Source organism: Paludisphaera rhizosphaerae (assembly GCF_011065895.1).
Taxonomy (GTDB): domain Bacteria; phylum Planctomycetota; class Planctomycetia; order Isosphaerales; family Isosphaeraceae; genus Paludisphaera; species Paludisphaera rhizosphaerae.
Window position 1 is genome coordinate 247211 of record NZ_JAALCR010000009.1, and the last position, 17972, is coordinate 265182.

Below are 17972 nucleotides of genomic sequence, written 5' to 3' on the forward strand. Positions count from 1 at the left end.
AATGCTCTCCCAGGGCGATTGGAAGGTTTGGGAGTTCGAAGGAGAAGAAGTAGGGTGGATATCGCCCGCCGGCCGAACCCATTACGAGATCAAGGTTTGAGAGGTGGGTGGTGCCTACCCTACGGGACTATAGGACTGGACAACGCACGCGTTATAAGCAATAAGCGCGGGCGCGCAAGTCATACTTCCAGACGTGGCCGGTGGTCTCATAATCCCATTGAACGATCAAGGGATATTCCAAGCCGTCGCTCACGTCCAAAAGGAATTCATCAACTGATCGCGTGACTTCGTCTATGTACTCGGTTGGTTCGCCGACTTGTTCGGCTGGCTGACCGTCGATAAGTCGGCTTGCCTCTTCCTCTGCGAAATCGCAACTCGGCTTCAGTCCATCGCGAGAGCCAAAATACATAGGCATAGCCGATCTCCCTGGCTCTGGGCAACGGCACCAATCGCTATCGACTAACTGGGGCCGGATTGAACCCCCCAAAGCCCCGGACGGGCCCACGCGGGGCCGGTCCGGGGCCGGGTGTGGTTGATCGGGCTCGGTCGGGTCAGATCTGGAGGAGCAGGCGCTCGGGGTCTTCGAGGCAGTCCTTGATCCGGACGAGGGAGCTGACGGCTTCGCGGCCGTCGATGAGGCGGTGGTCGTAGGAGAGGGCCAGGTACATCATCGGGCGGATGACGATCTGGTCGTCGACGACGACGGGCCGCTTCTTGATCGCGTGCATCCCCAGGATCGCGCTCTGGGGAGGGTTCAAGATCGGCGTGGAGACCAACGAGCCGAAGACGCCGCCATTGGTGATGGTGAACGTTCCGCCCTGGAGGTCGTCGACGGCGATGGCCCCCTTGCGGGCCTTGTCGGCGTAGTGGCCGATGGCCTTCTCGATGTCGGCGAACGACATCGCGTCGGCGTCGCGGACCACCGGCACCATCAGCCCGCGCTCGGTGCTGACGGCCACGCCGATGTTGTAGAAGTTGTTGTAGACGATCTCGTTCCCCTCGATCCGGGCGTTCACCGCGGGGAACGCCTTGAGGGCCTCGATCGTCGCCTTGATGAAGAACGACATGAAGCCCAGGGAAACCCCGTGGGCCTTCTGGAACGCCTCCTTGTACTTGGCCCGCGTGTCCATGACGCGAGTCAGGTCGACCTCGTTGAAGGTCGTCAGGATGGCGGCCGTGTGCTGGGCCTCGACGAGGCGCTGGGCGATCCGCTGCCGCAGACCGCTCATGCGCTCGCGGCGCTCACGACCCGCCTTGTCAGGGGCCGGCCGTGAAACAGCAGGAGCCGGCGCCGGCGCGGGAGCCTTCGCCTCGGGAGCGGGAGCGGCCTTGGCGGCCGCGCCGGACTCGACGTGGGCGAGGACGTCCCCCTTGGTGAGACGGCCCCCCTTGCCGGTCCCCTCGACCTGCGACGGATCGACGCCTTCCTCGGCGACGACCCGGCGGACGGCCGGGGAGAGGTGCTGAGCGCCCTCGGCGGCGGCCGGCGCTGCGGGAGCGGCGGCCGGGGCCGGGGCTTCCGCCTTCGGGCCGTTGTCCGACGCCGGGGCGGCGGGCTTGGCGGCGGCGGGAGCGCCGGAGGGATCGATGACGCCGACGGTCGCGCCGATGGCGACGGTGTCCCCTTCGGCCGCCTGGACCTTGAGGACGCCCGAGGCCGGGGCGGGGACGACGTTGGTCGCCTTGTCGGTCTCCAGCTCGAACAGCGGGTCGCCGGCCTTGACGGCAGAACCGTCGGCGGCGAGCCACTTGGCGAGGATTCCTTCGGAGATCGACTCACCGACTCCGGGGACGTTGATCGGGACGGCGGACGCGGACATCGTTCAACGGGCTCCTTCCCGCGACCCGGCGGCGGCCAGGGCGCGGACGGGGGTTGCACAGACCAGGTGCGGCACCGCGGCGCCGACGGCTGCTTCGACCAACTCGTTCTGCTCGCGGTCGTGGATCAGCTTCGAACCGGTCGCCGGGCTGGCGCTGGCGTCGCGGCCGACGTACTGGAATGGGAAGCCCATCAGCTCCTCCAGCCTCGGCGCGATGAACGACCAGGCGCCCATGTTCTGGGATTCTTCCTGCGCCCAGACCCAGTCCCGGACCTCGGGATAGCCCAGGAGCGTCTTCTTCAGCTCCTCGGCGGGGAACGGGTAGAGCTGCTCGACGCGGACGATCGCCACGTCCTTGTCCTTGCCGGCCTCCGCCCGCTTGGCGGCCAGGTCGTAATAGACCTTGCCCGAGCAGAGGATGAGCCGACGGGCGGCCCTGGGCTGGGTCGGGTCGTCGAGGACGTCGCGGAAGCTGCCGACGACCAGTTGGTCGACGGGCGAGACGGCCTCCTTGCGGCGGAGCAGGCTCTTGGGCGTCATCACGATCAGAGGCTTGCGGAAGTTCCGCCGGACCTGCCTCCGCAGCATGTGGAAGTACTGCGCGGGGGTCGACGGGACGCAGACCTGGATGTTCTCCTCGGCGCAGAGCTGGAGGTAGCGTTCCAGGCGGGCGCTGGAGTGCTCGGGCCCCTGCCCTTCGTAGCCGTGCGGCAGCAGCATGACGATGCCCGAGCCGCGGCCCCACTTGGACTCGGCGGAGGCGATGAACTGGTCGACGATCACCTGGGCGCCGTTGGCGAAGTCGCCGAACTGGGCCTCCCACATGATCAGCATGTTGGGCTCGTCGAGCGAGTAGCCGTAGTCGAAGCCGAGCACGGCGGCCTCAGACAGGAAGCTGTCGTAGACGCAGAACTGGGCCTGGCCGTCGCCCAGGTTGTTGAGCGGGATCCAGGGCTGGGCGGTGAGCTGGTCGATCAGGACGGCGTGCCGCTGACTGAACGTGCCGCGACGGCTGTCCTGGCCGCTGAGGCGGACGGGGGTCCCCTCCTTCAGCAAGGAGCCGAACGCCAGTGCCTCGGCGTGGGCCCAGTCGAGCGACCCCCGCTCATCGACGGTCTTGACCCGGCCCTGGAAGATCCGGACCAGCTTGTGGTTGGGGGTGAACCCCGGCGGCGTGGCGGCGGCGACGGCCGTGATCTGCTTGATCACGTCGTAGGAGACGCCCGTCTCGATCGGCGTGAACGAGAAGTTGGGGGTCAGGTCGGCCCAGGGGCCCGAGGAATAGCCGGGCGAGATCGTCCGGGGCTCGACGCCCTCGCGCTTGACCTCCGCAAGGACCTGGCCGAGCTTGTCGGCGAAGGTCTCGGCGATGGTCTCCGCCTCCTTGCTCGACAGTTCGCCCGAGGTGACGAGCTGCTCGGTGTACATCTCCCGGACGCTGATCCGGTTCTTGATGTTGTCGTACATCAGGGGCTGGGTGAACCCCGGCTCGTCGCCCTCGTTGTGGCCGTGGCGGCGGTAGCAGACCATGTCGATGACGACGTCGCGGCCGAACTGCTGGCGGAAGTCGGTCGCCAGCTCGCCGACGAAGACGACGGCCTCGGGGTCCTCGCCGTTCACGTGGAAGATCGGGGCCTCGATCATCTTGGCGACGTCGGTGCAGTACCGGGTCGACCGGGCGTCGATCGGGGCGGTGGTGAAGCCGATCTGGTTGTTCACCACGATGTGGATCGTGCCGCCGGTGCGGTAGCCCGGAAGCTGGCTGAGGTTGAGGGTCTCGGCCACCAGGCCCTGGCCGGCGAAGGCGGCGTCGCCGTGGATCAGGATCGGGATGCCGAGCTTGCGCTGGGCGTCCTTGGCCTGCCGCTGCTTGGCCCGCATCCGGCCCTCGACGACCGGGTCGACGGCTTCGAGGTGGCTGGGGTTCGGCGTCAGCGTCAGGTGGACGGTCTGCTTGTCGGCCGTGACGTGGTCGGCGGAGAAGCCCAGGTGGTACTTGACGTCGCCGTCGCCGGCGACCGTCTCGGGCATGTTCCCCTCGAACTCGCTGAAGATCAGGCCGTACGGCTTGTGGAGGATGTTCGCCAGGACGTTGAGCCGCCCGCGGTGGGGCATGCCGATGACGATTTCCTGGACGCCCAGGCTCCCGGACCGCTCGATCACGCCGTCGAGCAGCGGGATCAGCATCTCGCCCCCTTCGAGCGAGAACCGCTTCTGGCCCACGAAGTTCTTGTGCAGGAACGTCTCGAACAGCTCAGCCTCATTGAGCTTGTAGATGATCCGGCGCTTCTGCTTGATGTCGAACTGGGGGTGGTTCCGGACCGGCTCCATCCGCTCGAAGAGCCAGCGGCGGATCTCCAGGTCGCGGATGTGCATGAACTCGACGCCGATCGTCCGGCAGTACGTCTCGCGGAGGACGCCGATGATCTCGCGCAGGGTGCCGTGGCGGTTCTGCCCCAGCTTGCTGTAGAACTCGCGGTCGAGGTCGGTCTCGGAGAGGCCGAAGTTGCCAAGCTCCAGCTGCTCGTCGGTCTGACGACGGGGAGTGAGCTTCAGCGGGTCGAGGTCGGCCAGGTTGTGGCCCATCTCGCGGTAGGCGTCGACCAGCCGGGTGACGGCCTTGACGACCTGCTGGGCGGGAGGCGGAGCGTTCGCGAAGGCCTCGGCCTCTGGGCCGGAGTGGGAAACGCCGAGGTCGTATCCCTCGAAGAAGTTGCGCCAAGACGCGTCGACCGACTCAGGGTCTTCGCGCCATCGCCGCTGATACTCTTCGACCAGGTCCAGGTTCGCCCGGCTCACCGCCGACGTGCGTGTCATCGAAATGGATCTCCTGGCCGGCCCGGCCGGTCGTTCGGCGTTGGGCGAGCCGCGGACTTGACGTTGCGTTGGTTGGCCAAACTCCGACGCGCAGCCCGAGCAAGGGGCCGGACGTCGGGATCCGGGGATTCGAATGTTCGTACGGAAACCGAGGCGCAGGGGTTGGCGCGGGCGAGAAAAACGCCCCGTCGGCCGTCGCGAGTCGGCTTCGTCGCTTCACCGCAGGCGACTCCATCGCCAAACCGTCATAATCGCTCGATCCATGATCGGTCCGAGAACTTCCCGACACACAGAGTTTCGAGCAAAACTTGGGGGACATCCGACGCCGTCGTGAGGAGGGCGGGGTGGGGCCACGCCGAGCGGATTGATTCGATGAGAATTCTACGCCCTAACGGAACATTCATCAAGAAGTCCTCGTGCGTACGACTCTCTCGATACCCCGGCTGGCGCTCTGGAATCCGCAGATACCGGGATATCCGCGAAATTGAAAATTCGTGCAAGATCGTTGCGTGGACGAGCGCCCGCCGCCGCAGCCGACGCTGGGCGCTCCCCGAGAACTTCCTGCCCGCGATCGTCAGATCGCCCGACCCCTTCACCTCCACCGCCGGCCCGCGTGCGCGGATCGCCTCGGCGATGCGACCGAGGATATACGTCTGGGTGCCGTCCACCGTGACCATTTCGGGCGCGTAATCCATCGGCAGGACGACCGTGACGTTCAGCGCGCCCGGCCCGATCACGACGGTCCCCCCGCCGCTGGTCCGTCGGGCGATCGTCACGCCGTCCTCGCGGCAGGCGTCCACGTCGACCTCTTTGTGAAGCCGTCGCGACGAGCCCAGAACCACGGCATAATCCGTCTGCTCCCAGAACCTTAGGAGCGGACCCCGGTCGTTCTCATCGGCGTCGACGAGCATCGCCTCGTCGAACGCGAGGTTCTCATGAACGGTGGGGAGGGTGAGGAGAGATGCGTCGGGAGCCACGCCGGCGGATGCTCCGTCGGAAGCGACCGACAGTGGTCGCGCAGATCGTTTTGCGTTGGATTGAGGCCGTCGCGAATCGTCCTTCCCCCCTCGCGGGGGAAGGTGGCCGAAGGCCGGATGAGGGGGCGGCCGGCTTCGGATGGACGTCTAGCGATTTACTCTCGTGCGCCGCCGATTCCCCCTCATCCGGCCGCTTCGCGGCCACCTTCCCCCGCGAGGGGGGAAGGACGTTATGGTCCGAATTCTCGCGACCGCAGCGTCAGAACCCGCCGTCCGCGGAGTCGACCCGGAAGGCCTGGTGGCATTCGGTGCAGGTCTTGTTGACGGTGTTGAGCTGGTCCTTGGCGTCCTTCTGCTCGGAGTCGGCCTTGCCGGCGATCTCGGCGAGTTTCAGGGATTCCTTCGCCCAGGCGTCCATCAGTTCGTCCCACTTCTTCTGGGGTTCAGGGACGTTCTTGGCGGCTTTGACGGCCTCGTTGTGGGGCTTGGATTCCTTGGCGAGCTTGGCCCACTCCTCGGCCGACTTCTTGACGTCTTCCTGCGACTTCTTGTACGCGGCGACGTTTCGGACGGCCTTGGTGAGGGTCGCCTTGTGCTTCTGGACCTTCTCCATGATCTTGCCCAGCTCGGTCTCGTCGTCGGCCGAGCGAGAGAAGGCCGTCGCGCTGAGGCCGAGGCCGACGGTCAGGCTCGCGGCCAGGATGATCCATTTCCGATTCATGGTCGGTTCTCCTCGGAACGAGTCGCTTGGCGTTCAGGTCGCGCGAAGGCCCGAAACGGCCTTTGGGGGGCCGACGGGGCCGGAAAAAGGGGTGGGTGCGGTAAGCCGGCCGAAACCTCGCCGATCGGCTCGGGGATCCTTAATCTATCCCTCGGGAGCGGTTCGATCAAGCTCGGGGGTCGGCGGTTGCGCCTTGCCGCCGCGGCGGTCGCTCGGCGATGATCCACCCTTGGGCGCGTCGGGCGCGGATCGGCGTCCCCCTCCTTGTATACCAGCTTCCGGACGGACATGAGCGAGCCACTGAATTATCGATCGGCGGGCGTGGACCTGAGCACCTATGACGAGACGATGGCCCGCCTTCCCCCTCTGATGCGGCGGACCTTCACCCCGCGCGTCATGGAGTGGAAGGACGGTTTCGCCGGCCTCTTCCGTCTGGACGCTCACATCGGCCTGCTCTCGCGGACGTATCGCGACCCGATCCTGGTGGCCTCCACCGACGGCGTCGGGACCAAGCTGAAGCTCGCCGTGGCCACCGGCCGGCACGACACCGTCGGCATCGATCTGGTCGCAATGTCGGTCAACGACTGCCTTTGCGCCGGGGCTGAGCCGCTCATCTTTCTCGACTACGTCGCCATGAGCAAGGACGATCCCGAGCTGACCGCCAAGGTCGTCCAGGGGATCAGCGACGGCTGCATCGACGCCGAATGCGCCCTGATCGGCGGCGAAACCGCCATCCTCCCCGAGTTCTACCAGCCCGGCGAGTACGACCTGGCGGGCTTCTGCCTGGGCGTCGTCGAGCGCAAGCATCTCCTCAAGGGGGAGGAAATCCGGGTCGGCGACAAGGTGATCGGCCTGGCGTCCTCCGGGCTGCACTCCAACGGCTACAGCCTCGCTCGCAAGATCGTCCTGGACCACGCCAAGCTCAACCTGGACGATCACGTCGAGGAACTCGGCCGGACCGTGGCCGACGAACTCCTCTCCCCCACCCGGATCTACACCCGCGCCCTCAAGGGGACGTATCGCCACTATCGAGTGAAGCGGGTCATCCACGGGATCGCCCACATCACGGGGGGCGGTTTGATCGACAATCCTCCGCGCATCCTCCCTGAGGGCTGTGGGATGCGTCTCACGAAGGGCTCGTGGGACGTCCCCCCCGTCTTCTCCTGGCTCCAGCGCCTGGGAGGGGTGGCCGAGGAAGAGATGTTCCGCGTCTTCAACATGGGGATCGGGCTTGTGCTGGTGGTCGCCGACTACTACGCCGAGGCCGTCGTCCGCCACCTCGCCCGCGAGGCCGGCGTCCCCTCGTGGATCATCGGCGAGGTCGTCCCCGGCAATCGCGAGGTCGAGTGGGCCTGAGGCCGCCCAAAATGGCCGTGGACTGTCCCAATTTTGCGGAGTCCGCGGAGCAAAATGGGACTGTCCCCCTCTCCGAGGCCATTTCCGCGGCGGAGTCCGAGGCCGCCGAAAAGATTCGGTGAAAGGACGTCGTTCTTTCCGGGCCTCGGACACGTATAATAGACGGACCTTTCGCTCGGCACATCTCCGGGGGGTGGACGTCATGACGGTCGGCGCCCAGACGCGGACGCAAGGCAAGCTCCTGGACTATCAGGAGTTCATCGAGCACCAAATCGCCCTCACCAGGCGGCGGATCAAGTACATCGACCTGGTCACCTCTTGCCTCATTTTGGCGGTGGGGGTGGCGGTCACGCTGCTGGTGGAAGTGGTGCTCGACCACGCCTTCGGCCTCCCCGCCTTCGTGCGCCGGATCATCCTGTTCGGCGGTACGGCCGCGGTTTTGATGTTCGTCGCGCTGCGGATCGTCCGCCCGATGTTGCTCAAAATCAACTCGGTCTACGCCGCCAGGACGATCGAGGGGGCCGACCCCGAGATCAAGAACAGCCTGATCAACTACCTGGAGATCAGCCGCGAGCCGGACAAGGTCTCCAAGCGGGTGCTGGCGGCGCTGGAGGCCCGCGCGGTGGCCGACCTGGCGCACGTCGAGATGGACGACGTGGTCGACCAGCGGCGGGCCATGCAGACGGCCTACGCGCTTTGCGGCGTGATCGTCGCTTTCTGCATTTACGCGGCCGTCACTCCCAAGAGCATCCTTGATTCCGCCAAGCGCGCTTTTTGTCTCCCGGACGTCGTCCGTCCGACGAACACGAAGTTGATGAACATCAAGCCGGGAGACGACGCCGAGGCCTCCCAGGTGATCGCCGGCTCGAACGTCGCTTTCACGGTCGACGTCCAGGGCGTCCGGCCCGAGAAGGTCAAGCTGCACTACAGCGCCGACGGCGGCAAGTTCTACGCGGTCAAGGAGTTCGAGGCGGGCAAGAACTACTACGACCCCTGGGGGACTTCGATCGAGAACGTCCAGCAGAGCCTGGACTACTACGTCACGGCCAACGACGCCGAATCCCTCCACTACGAGCTGAAGGTTGTCCCCGCGCCTCGGGTCGAGTCGGTCTCGATCGACTACGACTTCCCCTCTTACACCGGCGCTCCTCCCCGATTGAACGTCGACGGCGGCAACATCGAGGCGATCGAGGGGACGCTCGTCACCGTCAAGGCTCGGACGAACGAACCGGCCCGCGCGGGGTCGCTGAACCTGACCACCGGCGCGTCGGCCCCGATGACCGTCTCGGATTCCGACGCCCAGGTGCTGACGGGCAAGTTCCGGGTCGAGAAGACGGGGATGTACACGATCAACTTCCGGACGACCGGGGGCCAGCTCAACCCCAGCCCGGTGGTCTACGACATCCAGGCCATCCCCGACCGCGCCCCTTCCGCGCGGTTCATCCGGCCCGAGCGTTCCGGGGTGAAGGTCCCGGCCAACGTTCCCGTCGATCTGGTCGCGACCGGCGACGACGACCACGGCGTCAAGGACGCCACGCTCTACGTCCTCAAGGGGGAGGAATCGCTGCTGACGAAGAACATCCTGGACGGCCGCCCCGTTCAGTCGACGTTCACGGCGAGCGAAACCCTGGACCTGGAGAAGCTTCAGATTCCCCCAGGCACGGTTCTCACCTACTGGCTGGCCGTCCGCGACAACCGCGAGCCGACCACCAATCGCATCGAAACCCCCAGAGCGACGATTGAGGTCGGCGATCCCGTCGGCCAGCCCGAGAAGCAGGCGATCGAGCAGAAGCAGGCCGAGGAGCGCGAGCGCCGGGAACAGGAAGCTCGCGAGGCTCAGCAGAACCAGCCTCAGACTCCCCCCGACCAGCAGAAGCCCGACCAGAGCGACGACCGATCCGGCGGCCAGACCGACGAGAACGCCCAGGGCGGGAATCGCCTCCAGAACGACTCCGCGCCCAACGATTCAGGCCGACAGGCGCCCGAGCGCGGCGATAACAACGGCGGCAAGTCTCAGCCGCAGGATGGTCAGAACCAGCCCGGCGAGCCTCGCCCCAACCAGGAGCCGTCTCAGGCCAACCAGCAGCAAGACCCCGCCCGCGACGCCGAGGCCGACGCCAAGATGAAGCGCCTCGAGGAAGCCCTCAAGCAGAAAGGCCTCCTCAACGAGAACCAGACGAAACCCGGTGAGAAGGGCCAGCCAGGACAGCCTCAGGATTCGCAGCCTCGCGCCGGAGACAACCGTCCCGACGAACGTCAGCGCATGCAGCAGCCCGACGGCGCGAACGGTCAGAATCCGGACCGTCAGCCTCAGGCCAACCCCGCCGGTCAGAACCCCGACAATCAGGTCAACCCGGGCGAACGCGCCCCCAATCAGCAGCCCCAGAACGCCGACCAGCGCGGGCAACAGGACCAGCCGGAGCAGCGGAAGGGCCAGCAGGAGCAGCAACAGGGGCAGCAGGGCCAGCAAGGCCAGCAGAACGGCCAACAGGGGCAGCAGGGTCAACAGAACGCGCAGCAAGGCCAGCAGGGACAGCAGGGGCAACAAGGTCAGCAGGGACAGCAGAACGGCCAGCAGGGACAGCAGGGGCAACAGAACGCGCAGCAAGGCCAGCAAGGCCAGCAGGGGCAGCAAGGCCAAGAGGGCCAGAACGGCCAGCAGGGGCAGCAAGACCAGCAGGCCGGTCAACAGAACTCGCAGCAAAGCGATCAGCGCGGGCAGCAGGGACAGCAGGGTCAACAGAACGCGCAGCAAGGCCAACAGGGCCAACAGAACGGTCAACAGGGCCAGCAAGGTCAGCAGAACGCGCAGCAAAGCGATCAGCGCGGGCAGCAGGGACAGCAGAACGCGCAGCAGGGCCAGCAGGGGCAACAAGGTCAACAGGGCCAGCAGGGTCAGCAAGGTCAGCAGCAAGGACTGCAAAACGGCCAAGGCCAGCAGGGGCAGAAGACGGAACAGAATGATCAGCAGGCTCAGCAAGGCGGCCAGCAGGGACAACAGAGCGAGCGCGATCGGCAGGCTCAGCAAGGCGGTGGCCAGCGTGGGCAGCAAGGGCAACAGAACGCCCAGCAAGGTCAGCAGAACGGCCAGCGTCAGCAGGGCCAGCAAGGCCAGAATGGTCAGAGCGGCCAGCAGCAGGATCAACGAAGCGATCAACGCGGACAGCAGAACGGCCAAGGTCAGCAGAACGCGCAGCAAGGCCAGCAGAACGGCCAACAGGGACAGCAAGGGCAACAGGGCCAGCAGGGCCAACAGAACGGCCAGGGACAGCAGAACGGCCAACAGGGCCAGCAAGGCCAGCAGAACGGCCAACAGGGCCAGCAAGGGCAACAGAACGGCCAACAGGGCCAGCAAGGGCAACAGAACGCGCAGCGAGGCCAGCAGGCTGGCCAGAATGGTCAGAACGGCCAGCAGCAGGCTCCGCAAGCCGGTCAGCAGAACGCCCAGCAAGATCAGCAGGGCGGACAGGGGCAGCAGAACGCCCAGCAAGGCGACCAACGCGGCCAGCAGAATGGTCAGCAAGGCCAGCAGGCTGGTCAGCGGACTCAGCAGAACGGCCAGCAAGGCCAGCAAGCCGGTCAGCAGGGCCAACAAGATCAGCAGGGGCAACCGAACGGCGCCAGGCCGTCGAATGCGAACGATGCTCAGAGGACGGGGCGTCCCGATCAGAACGCCTCACCCGATCAGCAGCTGTCCGACGCTGGGATGAAGAACCCGTCGTCCAACGATTCCAAGGCCCCGTCGCAAGGTCGTGAAGCGCAGGGGGCGGACGGCCGTCCGCTGCCCGACGGCGCGAAGCCGCAGCCGGGGCAGGAACCTCGCGCGGGCTCCGGCGACGCCCAGAGGAAGGACCAGACCGGCGAGGCGTCCAAGGACCAGCGGGAGGGCCAGGCTTCAGGAGAGCCTCGGGCCGACCAGAAGAACGCGATGACGCCCGACGGTCGGAACTCGCAGCAGGGCGAGAACCGCGAAGCCGCCCAGACCAAGGACCAGGCCGACAAATCCGCCGCCGCCGACGCCCAGCGCAAGGAGGGGACGCGGCAGTCGGATCAAAACTCTCGTGACGGTCAGCAGTCGCAAAACACGAACGCCCAGCGCGACGCTTCCAGCAACAAAACGGGCGAGAAGTCCCAGGACGGCCGCACCGACGCCCAGGCCCAGGACGCCGCCCGGAAGGACGCCCAGCAGAAACAGGACGCGACCCGCGATCAGACCAAGTCCGCGCCTGGCCAACGGCCCGACGCCAAGGACGAGGCGACGAAGGACCAGGCCAAGGCCGAGTCCAAGAAGGAGGAAGACGCTGAGCACAAGTCGCCTCCCATGAAGTTCACCCGGAAGGACGAGGAGAAGCCGACCCGTCCCGAAGACCGTCCCACGGACAACCCCGAGGACCAACCCTCCGAGCGTCGGCCCGAAGACCGGCAACAGCCCGGCCAGCCCTCGCGCGCCAACGACCCGTCCATGTCCTCCTCCCCGAACGGTGGCCAGGACCAGCAAAACCAGCAAAACGGTCAGCAAGGCCAACAGAGGCAGCAGGGCCAGCAGGGTCAGCAGAACAATCAGCAAGGCCAGCAAGGGCAACAGAACAATCAGCAAGGCCAGCAGAACAATCAGCAGGGTCAGCAAGGCCAGCAGAACAATCAGCAGGGTCAGCAAGGCCAGCAGAACAATCAGCAGGGTCAGCAAGGTCAGCAGGGGCAGCAGCAAGGACAGGGCCAGCAAGGTCAGCAGCAAGGACAGCAAGGTCAGCAGGGACAAGGCCAGCGGGCTGGCCAACAGGGGCAAGGTCAACAAGGACAGGGTCAGCAGGGTCAAGGTCAGCGGGCTGGCCAACAAGGTCAGGGTCAACAAGGTCAGGGTCAGCAAGGTCAGGGCCAACAAGGACAAGGCCAACAAGGACAAGGCCAACAAGGACAAGGCCAACAAGGACAAGGCCAACAAGGTCAGGGCCAACAAGGACAAGACCAACAGGGTCAGGGTCAGCAAGGCCAAGGCCAACAGGGTCAGGGTCAGCAAGGCCAAGGCCAACAAGGACAAGGTCAGGGCCAGCAGGGACAGGGTCAGCAAGGTGAAGGCCAGCAAGGACAGCAAGGGCAAGGACGGCAGGGTCAGGGCCAGCAAGGACAGCAGGGGCAACAAAGCGGCCAGCAAGGTCAGGGCCAGCAAGGACAGCAAGGCGGCCAGCAGGGGCAACAGAACGGCCAGGATTCCCAGCAGGCCGAGGGTAGTCAGGCGAACGAGGGCCGGCAGGGCGGCGCCACGGGAGCGAAAACGCCGACTGGCGCCGGGCGGCCTGGAGCGGCTGGCAGTCCTCTGCCGAAGGCCGCACCCCAGGACGAAGAGCCGACGGCTCCGGTCTCTCAGCGCGACGACGTGGGCGCTGGCGACGCGGTCGCTCCGCGGAATCAGCCGCAGTCGGATCTGGTCCTCCGGACCATTCGGGACCTCCTCGACAAGAAGGCCGACACGTCCGACCTGGAAGCCGCGACCGGCATGAGCCGCTCTGAGATGGAGCAGTTCGTCAAGCAGTATGAGAAGATCCAGTCAGGCCCCGCCGGCCCCGGTCGCGAGATCGAGGTCAAGCCCGGCTCCGGCGAGTCCGCCCGAGCCACGCCGAACCTGCCGGGCCTCGACCCCCGAGTCTCGTCGACCCAGTCGATCAAGGAACGCGGGGTAGCCGTTCAGGACGAGGTCCGCGACAATCAGGAGGGCGTCCGCTTCGTGCCCCCCGCGGAGTTCCGCGGCAAGCTCGAAGGCTACAAGAACGCCCTGTCGCGTTCCCGCCCGTCTTCCCCGGCTCCCGCGACGAAGCCGGCCTCCGGCGGGTCGCGGTGAGGACGCTCGCTGAATGCGTGGCGTTGACGAGTCCCCTCTCCCGCCGGGAGAGGGCAGCCGCGCAGCGGCGGGTGAGGGTTGTGGGGGTTCGGAGGAGACGTCGGTCTTGCGAGCGGCGAATCCGGGCTATGCCTACAGGTCCAACGACCCTCACCCGGTCCTCCGGGCCACCCTCTCCCGCCGGGAGAGGGGACGTGTGTAGGGCTCGCCGCCTGGAATTTGGTCTCTTCACGAAACTGCGATTGCCCGCTTCCAGCAAACGCTCCTACTCCCGCTCAGGCGATTCTTAGCGATGACGACCCCCCTCCCCTTGCCCCGCCGCTATCTCGTCGGCTTCGATCCCCGCGAGCTTCCCCACCACTTCGCGGACGTTGTGATCGTCGGCGGCGGCATCGCCGGCCTTCGCGCGGCGCTCGGCGCGCCGGCCTCCGCGCGGGTGCTCGTCGTGACCAAGGACGAGGTTCGCGAGAGCAACAGCAGCTACGCCCAGGGAGGCATCGCCGGGGTGATGGACCCCGAGGACCGCGTCGAGGACCACATCGCCGACACCCTCGCCGCCGGCAAGGACCTGTGCGACCCCCACATCGTCGACGTGGTCGTCCGCGAGGCCCCCGAGCGGATCCATGAGCTGATGGAGCTGGGAGCTCGGTTCGACACCGTCGACGGTCACGTCGCGCTGGGGCGTGAGGGGGGCCACTCTCACGCCCGGATCGTTCACGCGATGGGCGACGAGACCGGCCGCGAGATCATGCGGGCGATCATCGCCAACGCCCGCTCGCGCAAGAACGTCCGCATCTGGCAGAACTGCCCGACCGTCGATTTACTGACGCACGAAGGCCGCTGCCGGGGAGTGCTCGTCTGGGACAAGAGGCGCGGGTTCGCCCTGGTCTGGGCGCGGGCCGTCGTGCTGGCCGCCGGCGGCGCGGGGCAGTTGTTCCGCGAGACCACCAACCCTTCGATCGCCACGGCCGACGGCCATGCGATGGCCTATCGCGCCGGGGTCGAGCTGCGCGATATGGAGTTCATGCAGTTCCACCCCACGGTCCTGTACCTCGCCGGCTCAGCCCGATACCTTTTGACCGAGGCCCTCCGCGGCGACGGCGCGTACCTCCGCGACTCCAACGGCCACCGCTTCATGCCCGACTACGACCCCCGCGCCGAGCTTGCTCCGCGCGACGTCGTCTCGCAGTCGATCGCGGCCCAGATGGCGAAGACGCAGCATCCCAACGTCTACCTCGACCTGACCCACCTGGACGGGGAGTACATCCGCAATCGCTTCCCCGGCATCGACCGCGTCTGCCGAGGGTTCGACCTGGACGTCACCCGCGACCTGATCCCCGTCTGCCCTGGCGCCCACTACATGATCGGCGGCGTCACGGTCGACGACCGCGGCCGAAGCTCGCTCGACGGCCTCTGGGCGGCCGGCGAGGTCTCCAGCACCGGCCTCCACGGCGCGAACCGGCTGGCGTCCAACAGCCTGCTGGAGGGGCTCGTTTTCGGCGCCCGCGTGGCCGAGGACGTCGCCGACCGGCTTGAATCGGAAGGCCCCTGGCGGCTGGAAGTCCCGCCGATCGCCGTCGAGGCCCCGCGCGTTCGGCGGCCGTACATCGACCTGGACGACCTCCGCAAGTCGCTCCGCGCCCTGATGTGGCGGCGGATGGGGATCACCCGCGACGCCGCCGGCCTGGCCGACGCCGCCCACCAGGTCGACCGCTGGTGCCGCTACGTCCTGCCTCACGTCTTCGACGACCCCGGCGGTTGGTCGATTCAGAACATGCTCACCACCGCCCGCCTGATGATCGCCGCCGCCGCCGGGCGGACGGAGTCGCGGGGCGTCCACTACCGATCCGACTTCCCGAACACAGACCCAGCCTGGCGTCGGCACATCACGATCCAGGCGGTCGAACCGGAATCGACCGCCCGATGAGGCGGCGCGTTTTGCGGTGTATAATCGCCGCGTCGTCCCCTACGCCCGAAAGGAATCTCCCATGAATGCCGGTCCCCTTCACTTCGTCGCCTGCCCTTCCTGCAAGGCGTTCGCCTGGTATGCCATGTCGTTCTCGGGGAACACCTTTGGGGCGAAGCGCTGGACCGACGGCAAGATGATCGCCCCGATGTGCCCGCAGCCCCCGTCATTCATCCGTTGCCGTTCCTGCACCTCGCTCTACTGGCTGGACGAGGCCCCGCGGCTGGGGACGCTCGATCCTCTGAGCCCGGCCGGGAACGACCCCCGATTTCGTTCCGCCCCCAGCGTTGAGGAACCGTCCGAGGCGGAATACTACGAGGCCCTCGAGAATCCCCCGAAAGACCCGCACCGCGAGCGCGAGCTGCGGACCCTCGCCTGGTGGAAGAGCAACGACGCCCGCCGGGGGACCGAAGGAGGCCAGGCCATCCAGTTCGGCGACGACGCCGCTCCTCTAAAGCAGGACGACGCCGAACCGGCGTCTTCCCAAGAGGGCCGCGTCGCCAACATGGAAGCCCTCGCGGCCATGCTCGACGAGTCCAACGACAGCGCCCTGCTCATGAAGGCCGAACTGCTTCGCGAACTCGGCCGATTCTCCGAGTCCGTCGCCCTCCTGGACCGCATCCAGGATCAGCGGCTTCAGAAGATCGCCGAACTCTTCCGAGGCTACTGCAAGGCCGAGGACGCCAAGCTGCACGTCCTGCTCTAAGGCCTGCGGCCGGCCTCGGCTGGCAACCGTTTCTTCGCGGGAGCCATCGAGGATCGTCGGAAAAAAACATGGGTCCCAGACGACGGCCTGGGACCCAACCCACCGAAAACGAGTCGTTAAGCCTGACCCCAAAGGGACTCGGGGGGCTCCGGCTCAGAGAGCCTCTGAAGAGATTCACGTCCTCGGCAGGGGCAGGCTTTCACGGGCGCTCGGTCGCCGCTCAAGCGGGGAGCGAGATCAGGCCTGCGACCTACGACGACGCAAGACGGCGGCCAGCCCGCCGAGCGAGCCAAGGCCCAGCAGCGCGATCGACGAGGGCTCGGGCACGACCGCCGTGACCTGAACATTGCCCTGGAGGACGCCGTCGAACAGGGAGCCAGGCCCCGTCGAGGGCTTGATGGAGAGCGTGTAGGTGTAGCCCGCCAACGTGAGCGTTTTCGGGGCGACGTCGTAATTGACGATCATGCTGTTGATGCCCCGAGGGGAGCCCTGCGCGCTGCCGGTCACCTGGCCGGTGAAGTTGATCGTGCCGGTGAGCCCGCTGGGGCGGTCGGTGATCGTGAGCTGGTAATTGAAATTGACGGCGTAGCTCACCACCGTGTCGCTGCCCGAGGCGTTGAAGATGATGTTGCCGTAGTTGATGTCGGCTCCACCGGGCAGCCCGCCATTGATGCTCGTGCCCGTGTTGGTCGTGAACGTCAGGGAGTTGCCGGCCCCAATGCTGATGACGGCGGCGCCGAACCCCGGCGGATTCCCAGGCAGCGTCGGGGCCGTGGCCACGTTGACCGTCGAGACGTAGTCGAAGATCGGTCCAGCGACGGTCGCGGGAGCGTGCGTCAGTCCGAGGGCTAGGGCAAAGGCCGAGGCGGCCAGGAATCGGGCGGATAGCTTGATCACGACTGGCTCCGAGGAGGGTGAGTGGGAGGGACGATCGATCCATCCCGGCGAGACTGAGTGCGTCGATTCACGTGTCATGCGGATGGACTGTAGTCAAATCACCCACGATAAACAATCGGTGACGAATAAAATCGGCATGATGCGACGACGCACGAACGCGTTCCGAAGATCGGTTGCGTATGGGAGGTCAGAAGTTAGGTGCAGATTCGTCTGCAAAAAAAGGTGGCGCGATGGTGAGGGGAATTGGGTCTGCGCCGGGAGGGGTCGCTCACCTTACGAAAGTGAGATCCACTCGAAAAGGCCAATCAGCCCTCTGGCGTGACAGGAGTCGGAGAGGTGTCATCCTGGTGAGATGTGTCGTTGGGGCCTTGCTGGCCCCATTGGGGGGCGGGCCTAGTTAGGTAGGTCAGGGAAGGGCAAGACTCAGGCGTCCCTGAGCCCATCGGCGGCCGGTGGTCAGGCTCGAAAGCGAATTGGGGACCTTGCTTCGGGGGGCGGACTTCACGACAGACGAAGGTCGACCTTCAGCTTCACTGGGCTCGAACGACCTGCAACCCGTGCGCCGGTCCGGCCGGCGCGCGTTGCGAATCAATCGACGGGGCGGTCTCATTCGATGCCGAGCACTTCCCCTGACGCCGAAACCTCGACCTCGCGGACCTTGCCCCGCTTATCTTTGCCCCGGATCTCGTAGGCGTCTGCGCCCTCAACCTTCATCTTGTAAACGGTGTCGAACGTGTAACCCGGCAATTCCTTGCGGGCGATCTCCATGATCGACGGCGGAACCTGATCCAGGGGGACGATCTGATCGGCCGTCGGCTCATTCTCGCAGCCGCAGACAAAGACGATGAGAGTTAACGCAAATTGTGCTTTCTTCAT

At 66.3% G+C, this 17972-nt stretch carries 10 protein-coding genes; 4 read left to right on the forward strand and 6 right to left on the reverse strand.

Going from position 1 to position 17972, the window contains the following annotated elements; all coding sequences use genetic code 11:
- Positions 1 to 551 precede the first annotated feature (551 nt).
- The 4 genes from odhB to G5C50_RS14070 all read right to left on the reverse strand — a co-directional run bounded on the left by odhB (position 552) and on the right by G5C50_RS14070 (position 6335).
- A complete protein-coding gene (odhB, locus tag G5C50_RS14055) occupies positions 552 to 1820 on the reverse strand; it encodes a 2-oxoglutarate dehydrogenase complex dihydrolipoyllysine-residue succinyltransferase (protein WP_165070374.1) in 1269 nt (422 codons plus the stop codon).
- A 3-nt stretch (positions 1821 to 1823) separates the two neighbouring features.
- On the reverse strand, positions 1824 to 4637 hold the full coding sequence (locus tag G5C50_RS14060) for a 2-oxoglutarate dehydrogenase E1 component (RefSeq protein ID WP_165070376.1): 2814 nt from the start codon (positions 4635 to 4637) through the stop codon (positions 1824 to 1826).
- Positions 4638 to 4882: 245 nt separating this feature from the next.
- Positions 4883 to 5614, reverse strand: coding sequence for a lipoate--protein ligase family protein (locus G5C50_RS14065; RefSeq protein ID WP_240907075.1), 732 nt, complete (start codon positions 5612 to 5614; stop codon positions 4883 to 4885).
- Positions 5615 to 5873: 259 nt separating this feature from the next.
- Positions 5874 to 6335 (reverse strand): cytochrome c, encoded by a 462-nt coding sequence (locus tag G5C50_RS14070; protein ID WP_165070378.1) that lies wholly within the window; start codon positions 6333 to 6335, stop codon positions 5874 to 5876.
- A 288-nt stretch (positions 6336 to 6623) separates the two neighbouring features.
- Between G5C50_RS14070 and purM the strand changes: the two genes are divergently transcribed.
- From purM to G5C50_RS14090, 4 genes are all read left to right on the forward strand, one after another.
- Positions 6624 to 7691 carry a phosphoribosylformylglycinamidine cyclo-ligase gene (purM, locus tag G5C50_RS14075; RefSeq protein WP_165070380.1) on the forward strand — a complete coding sequence of 356 codons (1068 nt, stop codon included), beginning with the start codon at positions 6624 to 6626 and terminating at the stop codon, positions 7689 to 7691.
- Between the two features lie 202 nt (positions 7692 to 7893).
- Positions 7894 to 13527, forward strand: coding sequence for a DUF4175 family protein (locus tag G5C50_RS33030; protein ID WP_165070382.1), 5634 nt, complete (start codon positions 7894 to 7896; stop codon positions 13525 to 13527).
- A 292-nt stretch (positions 13528 to 13819) separates the two neighbouring features.
- Positions 13820 to 15454, forward strand: a complete 1635-nt coding sequence (gene nadB / locus G5C50_RS14085; protein ID WP_165070384.1) for an L-aspartate oxidase — start codon at positions 13820 to 13822, stop codon at positions 15452 to 15454.
- A gap of 61 nt (positions 15455 to 15515) precedes the next feature.
- Positions 15516 to 16199 (forward strand): hypothetical protein, encoded by a 684-nt coding sequence (locus tag G5C50_RS14090; protein WP_165070385.1) that lies wholly within the window; start codon positions 15516 to 15518, stop codon positions 16197 to 16199.
- A gap of 237 nt (positions 16200 to 16436) precedes the next feature.
- Here the strand turns inward: G5C50_RS14090 and G5C50_RS14095 are convergent, their stop codons facing one another.
- Positions 16437 to 17096 (reverse strand): PEP-CTERM sorting domain-containing protein, encoded by a 660-nt coding sequence (locus G5C50_RS14095; RefSeq protein WP_165070388.1) that lies wholly within the window; start codon positions 17094 to 17096, stop codon positions 16437 to 16439.
- A gap of 606 nt (positions 17097 to 17702) precedes the next feature.
- Positions 17703 to 17972 (reverse strand): PepSY domain-containing protein, encoded by a 270-nt coding sequence (locus G5C50_RS14100; protein ID WP_165070390.1) that lies wholly within the window; start codon positions 17970 to 17972, stop codon positions 17703 to 17705.

Bases quoted from the DNA above. Each gene is read 5' to 3' on its own strand.
- odhB (WP_165070374.1), bottom strand. From the start codon at position 1,820: ATGTCCGCGTCCGCCGTCCCGATCAACGTCCCCGGAGTCGGTGAGTCG.
- G5C50_RS14060 (WP_165070376.1), bottom strand. From the start codon at position 4,637: ATGACACGCACGTCGGCGGTGAGCCGGGCGAACCTGGACCTGGTCGAA.
- G5C50_RS14070 (WP_165070378.1), bottom strand. From the start codon at position 6,335: ATGAATCGGAAATGGATCATCCTGGCCGCGAGCCTGACCGTCGGCCTC.
- purM (WP_165070380.1), top strand. From the start codon at position 6,624: ATGAGCGAGCCACTGAATTATCGATCGGCGGGCGTGGACCTGAGCACC.
- G5C50_RS33030 (WP_165070382.1), top strand. From the start codon at position 7,894: ATGACGGTCGGCGCCCAGACGCGGACGCAAGGCAAGCTCCTGGACTAT.
- nadB (WP_165070384.1), top strand. From the start codon at position 13,820: ATGACGACCCCCCTCCCCTTGCCCCGCCGCTATCTCGTCGGCTTCGAT.
- G5C50_RS14090 (WP_165070385.1), top strand. From the start codon at position 15,516: ATGAATGCCGGTCCCCTTCACTTCGTCGCCTGCCCTTCCTGCAAGGCG.
- G5C50_RS14100 (WP_165070390.1), bottom strand. From the start codon at position 17,972: ATGAAGAAAGCACAATTTGCGTTAACTCTCATCGTCTTTGTCTGCGGC.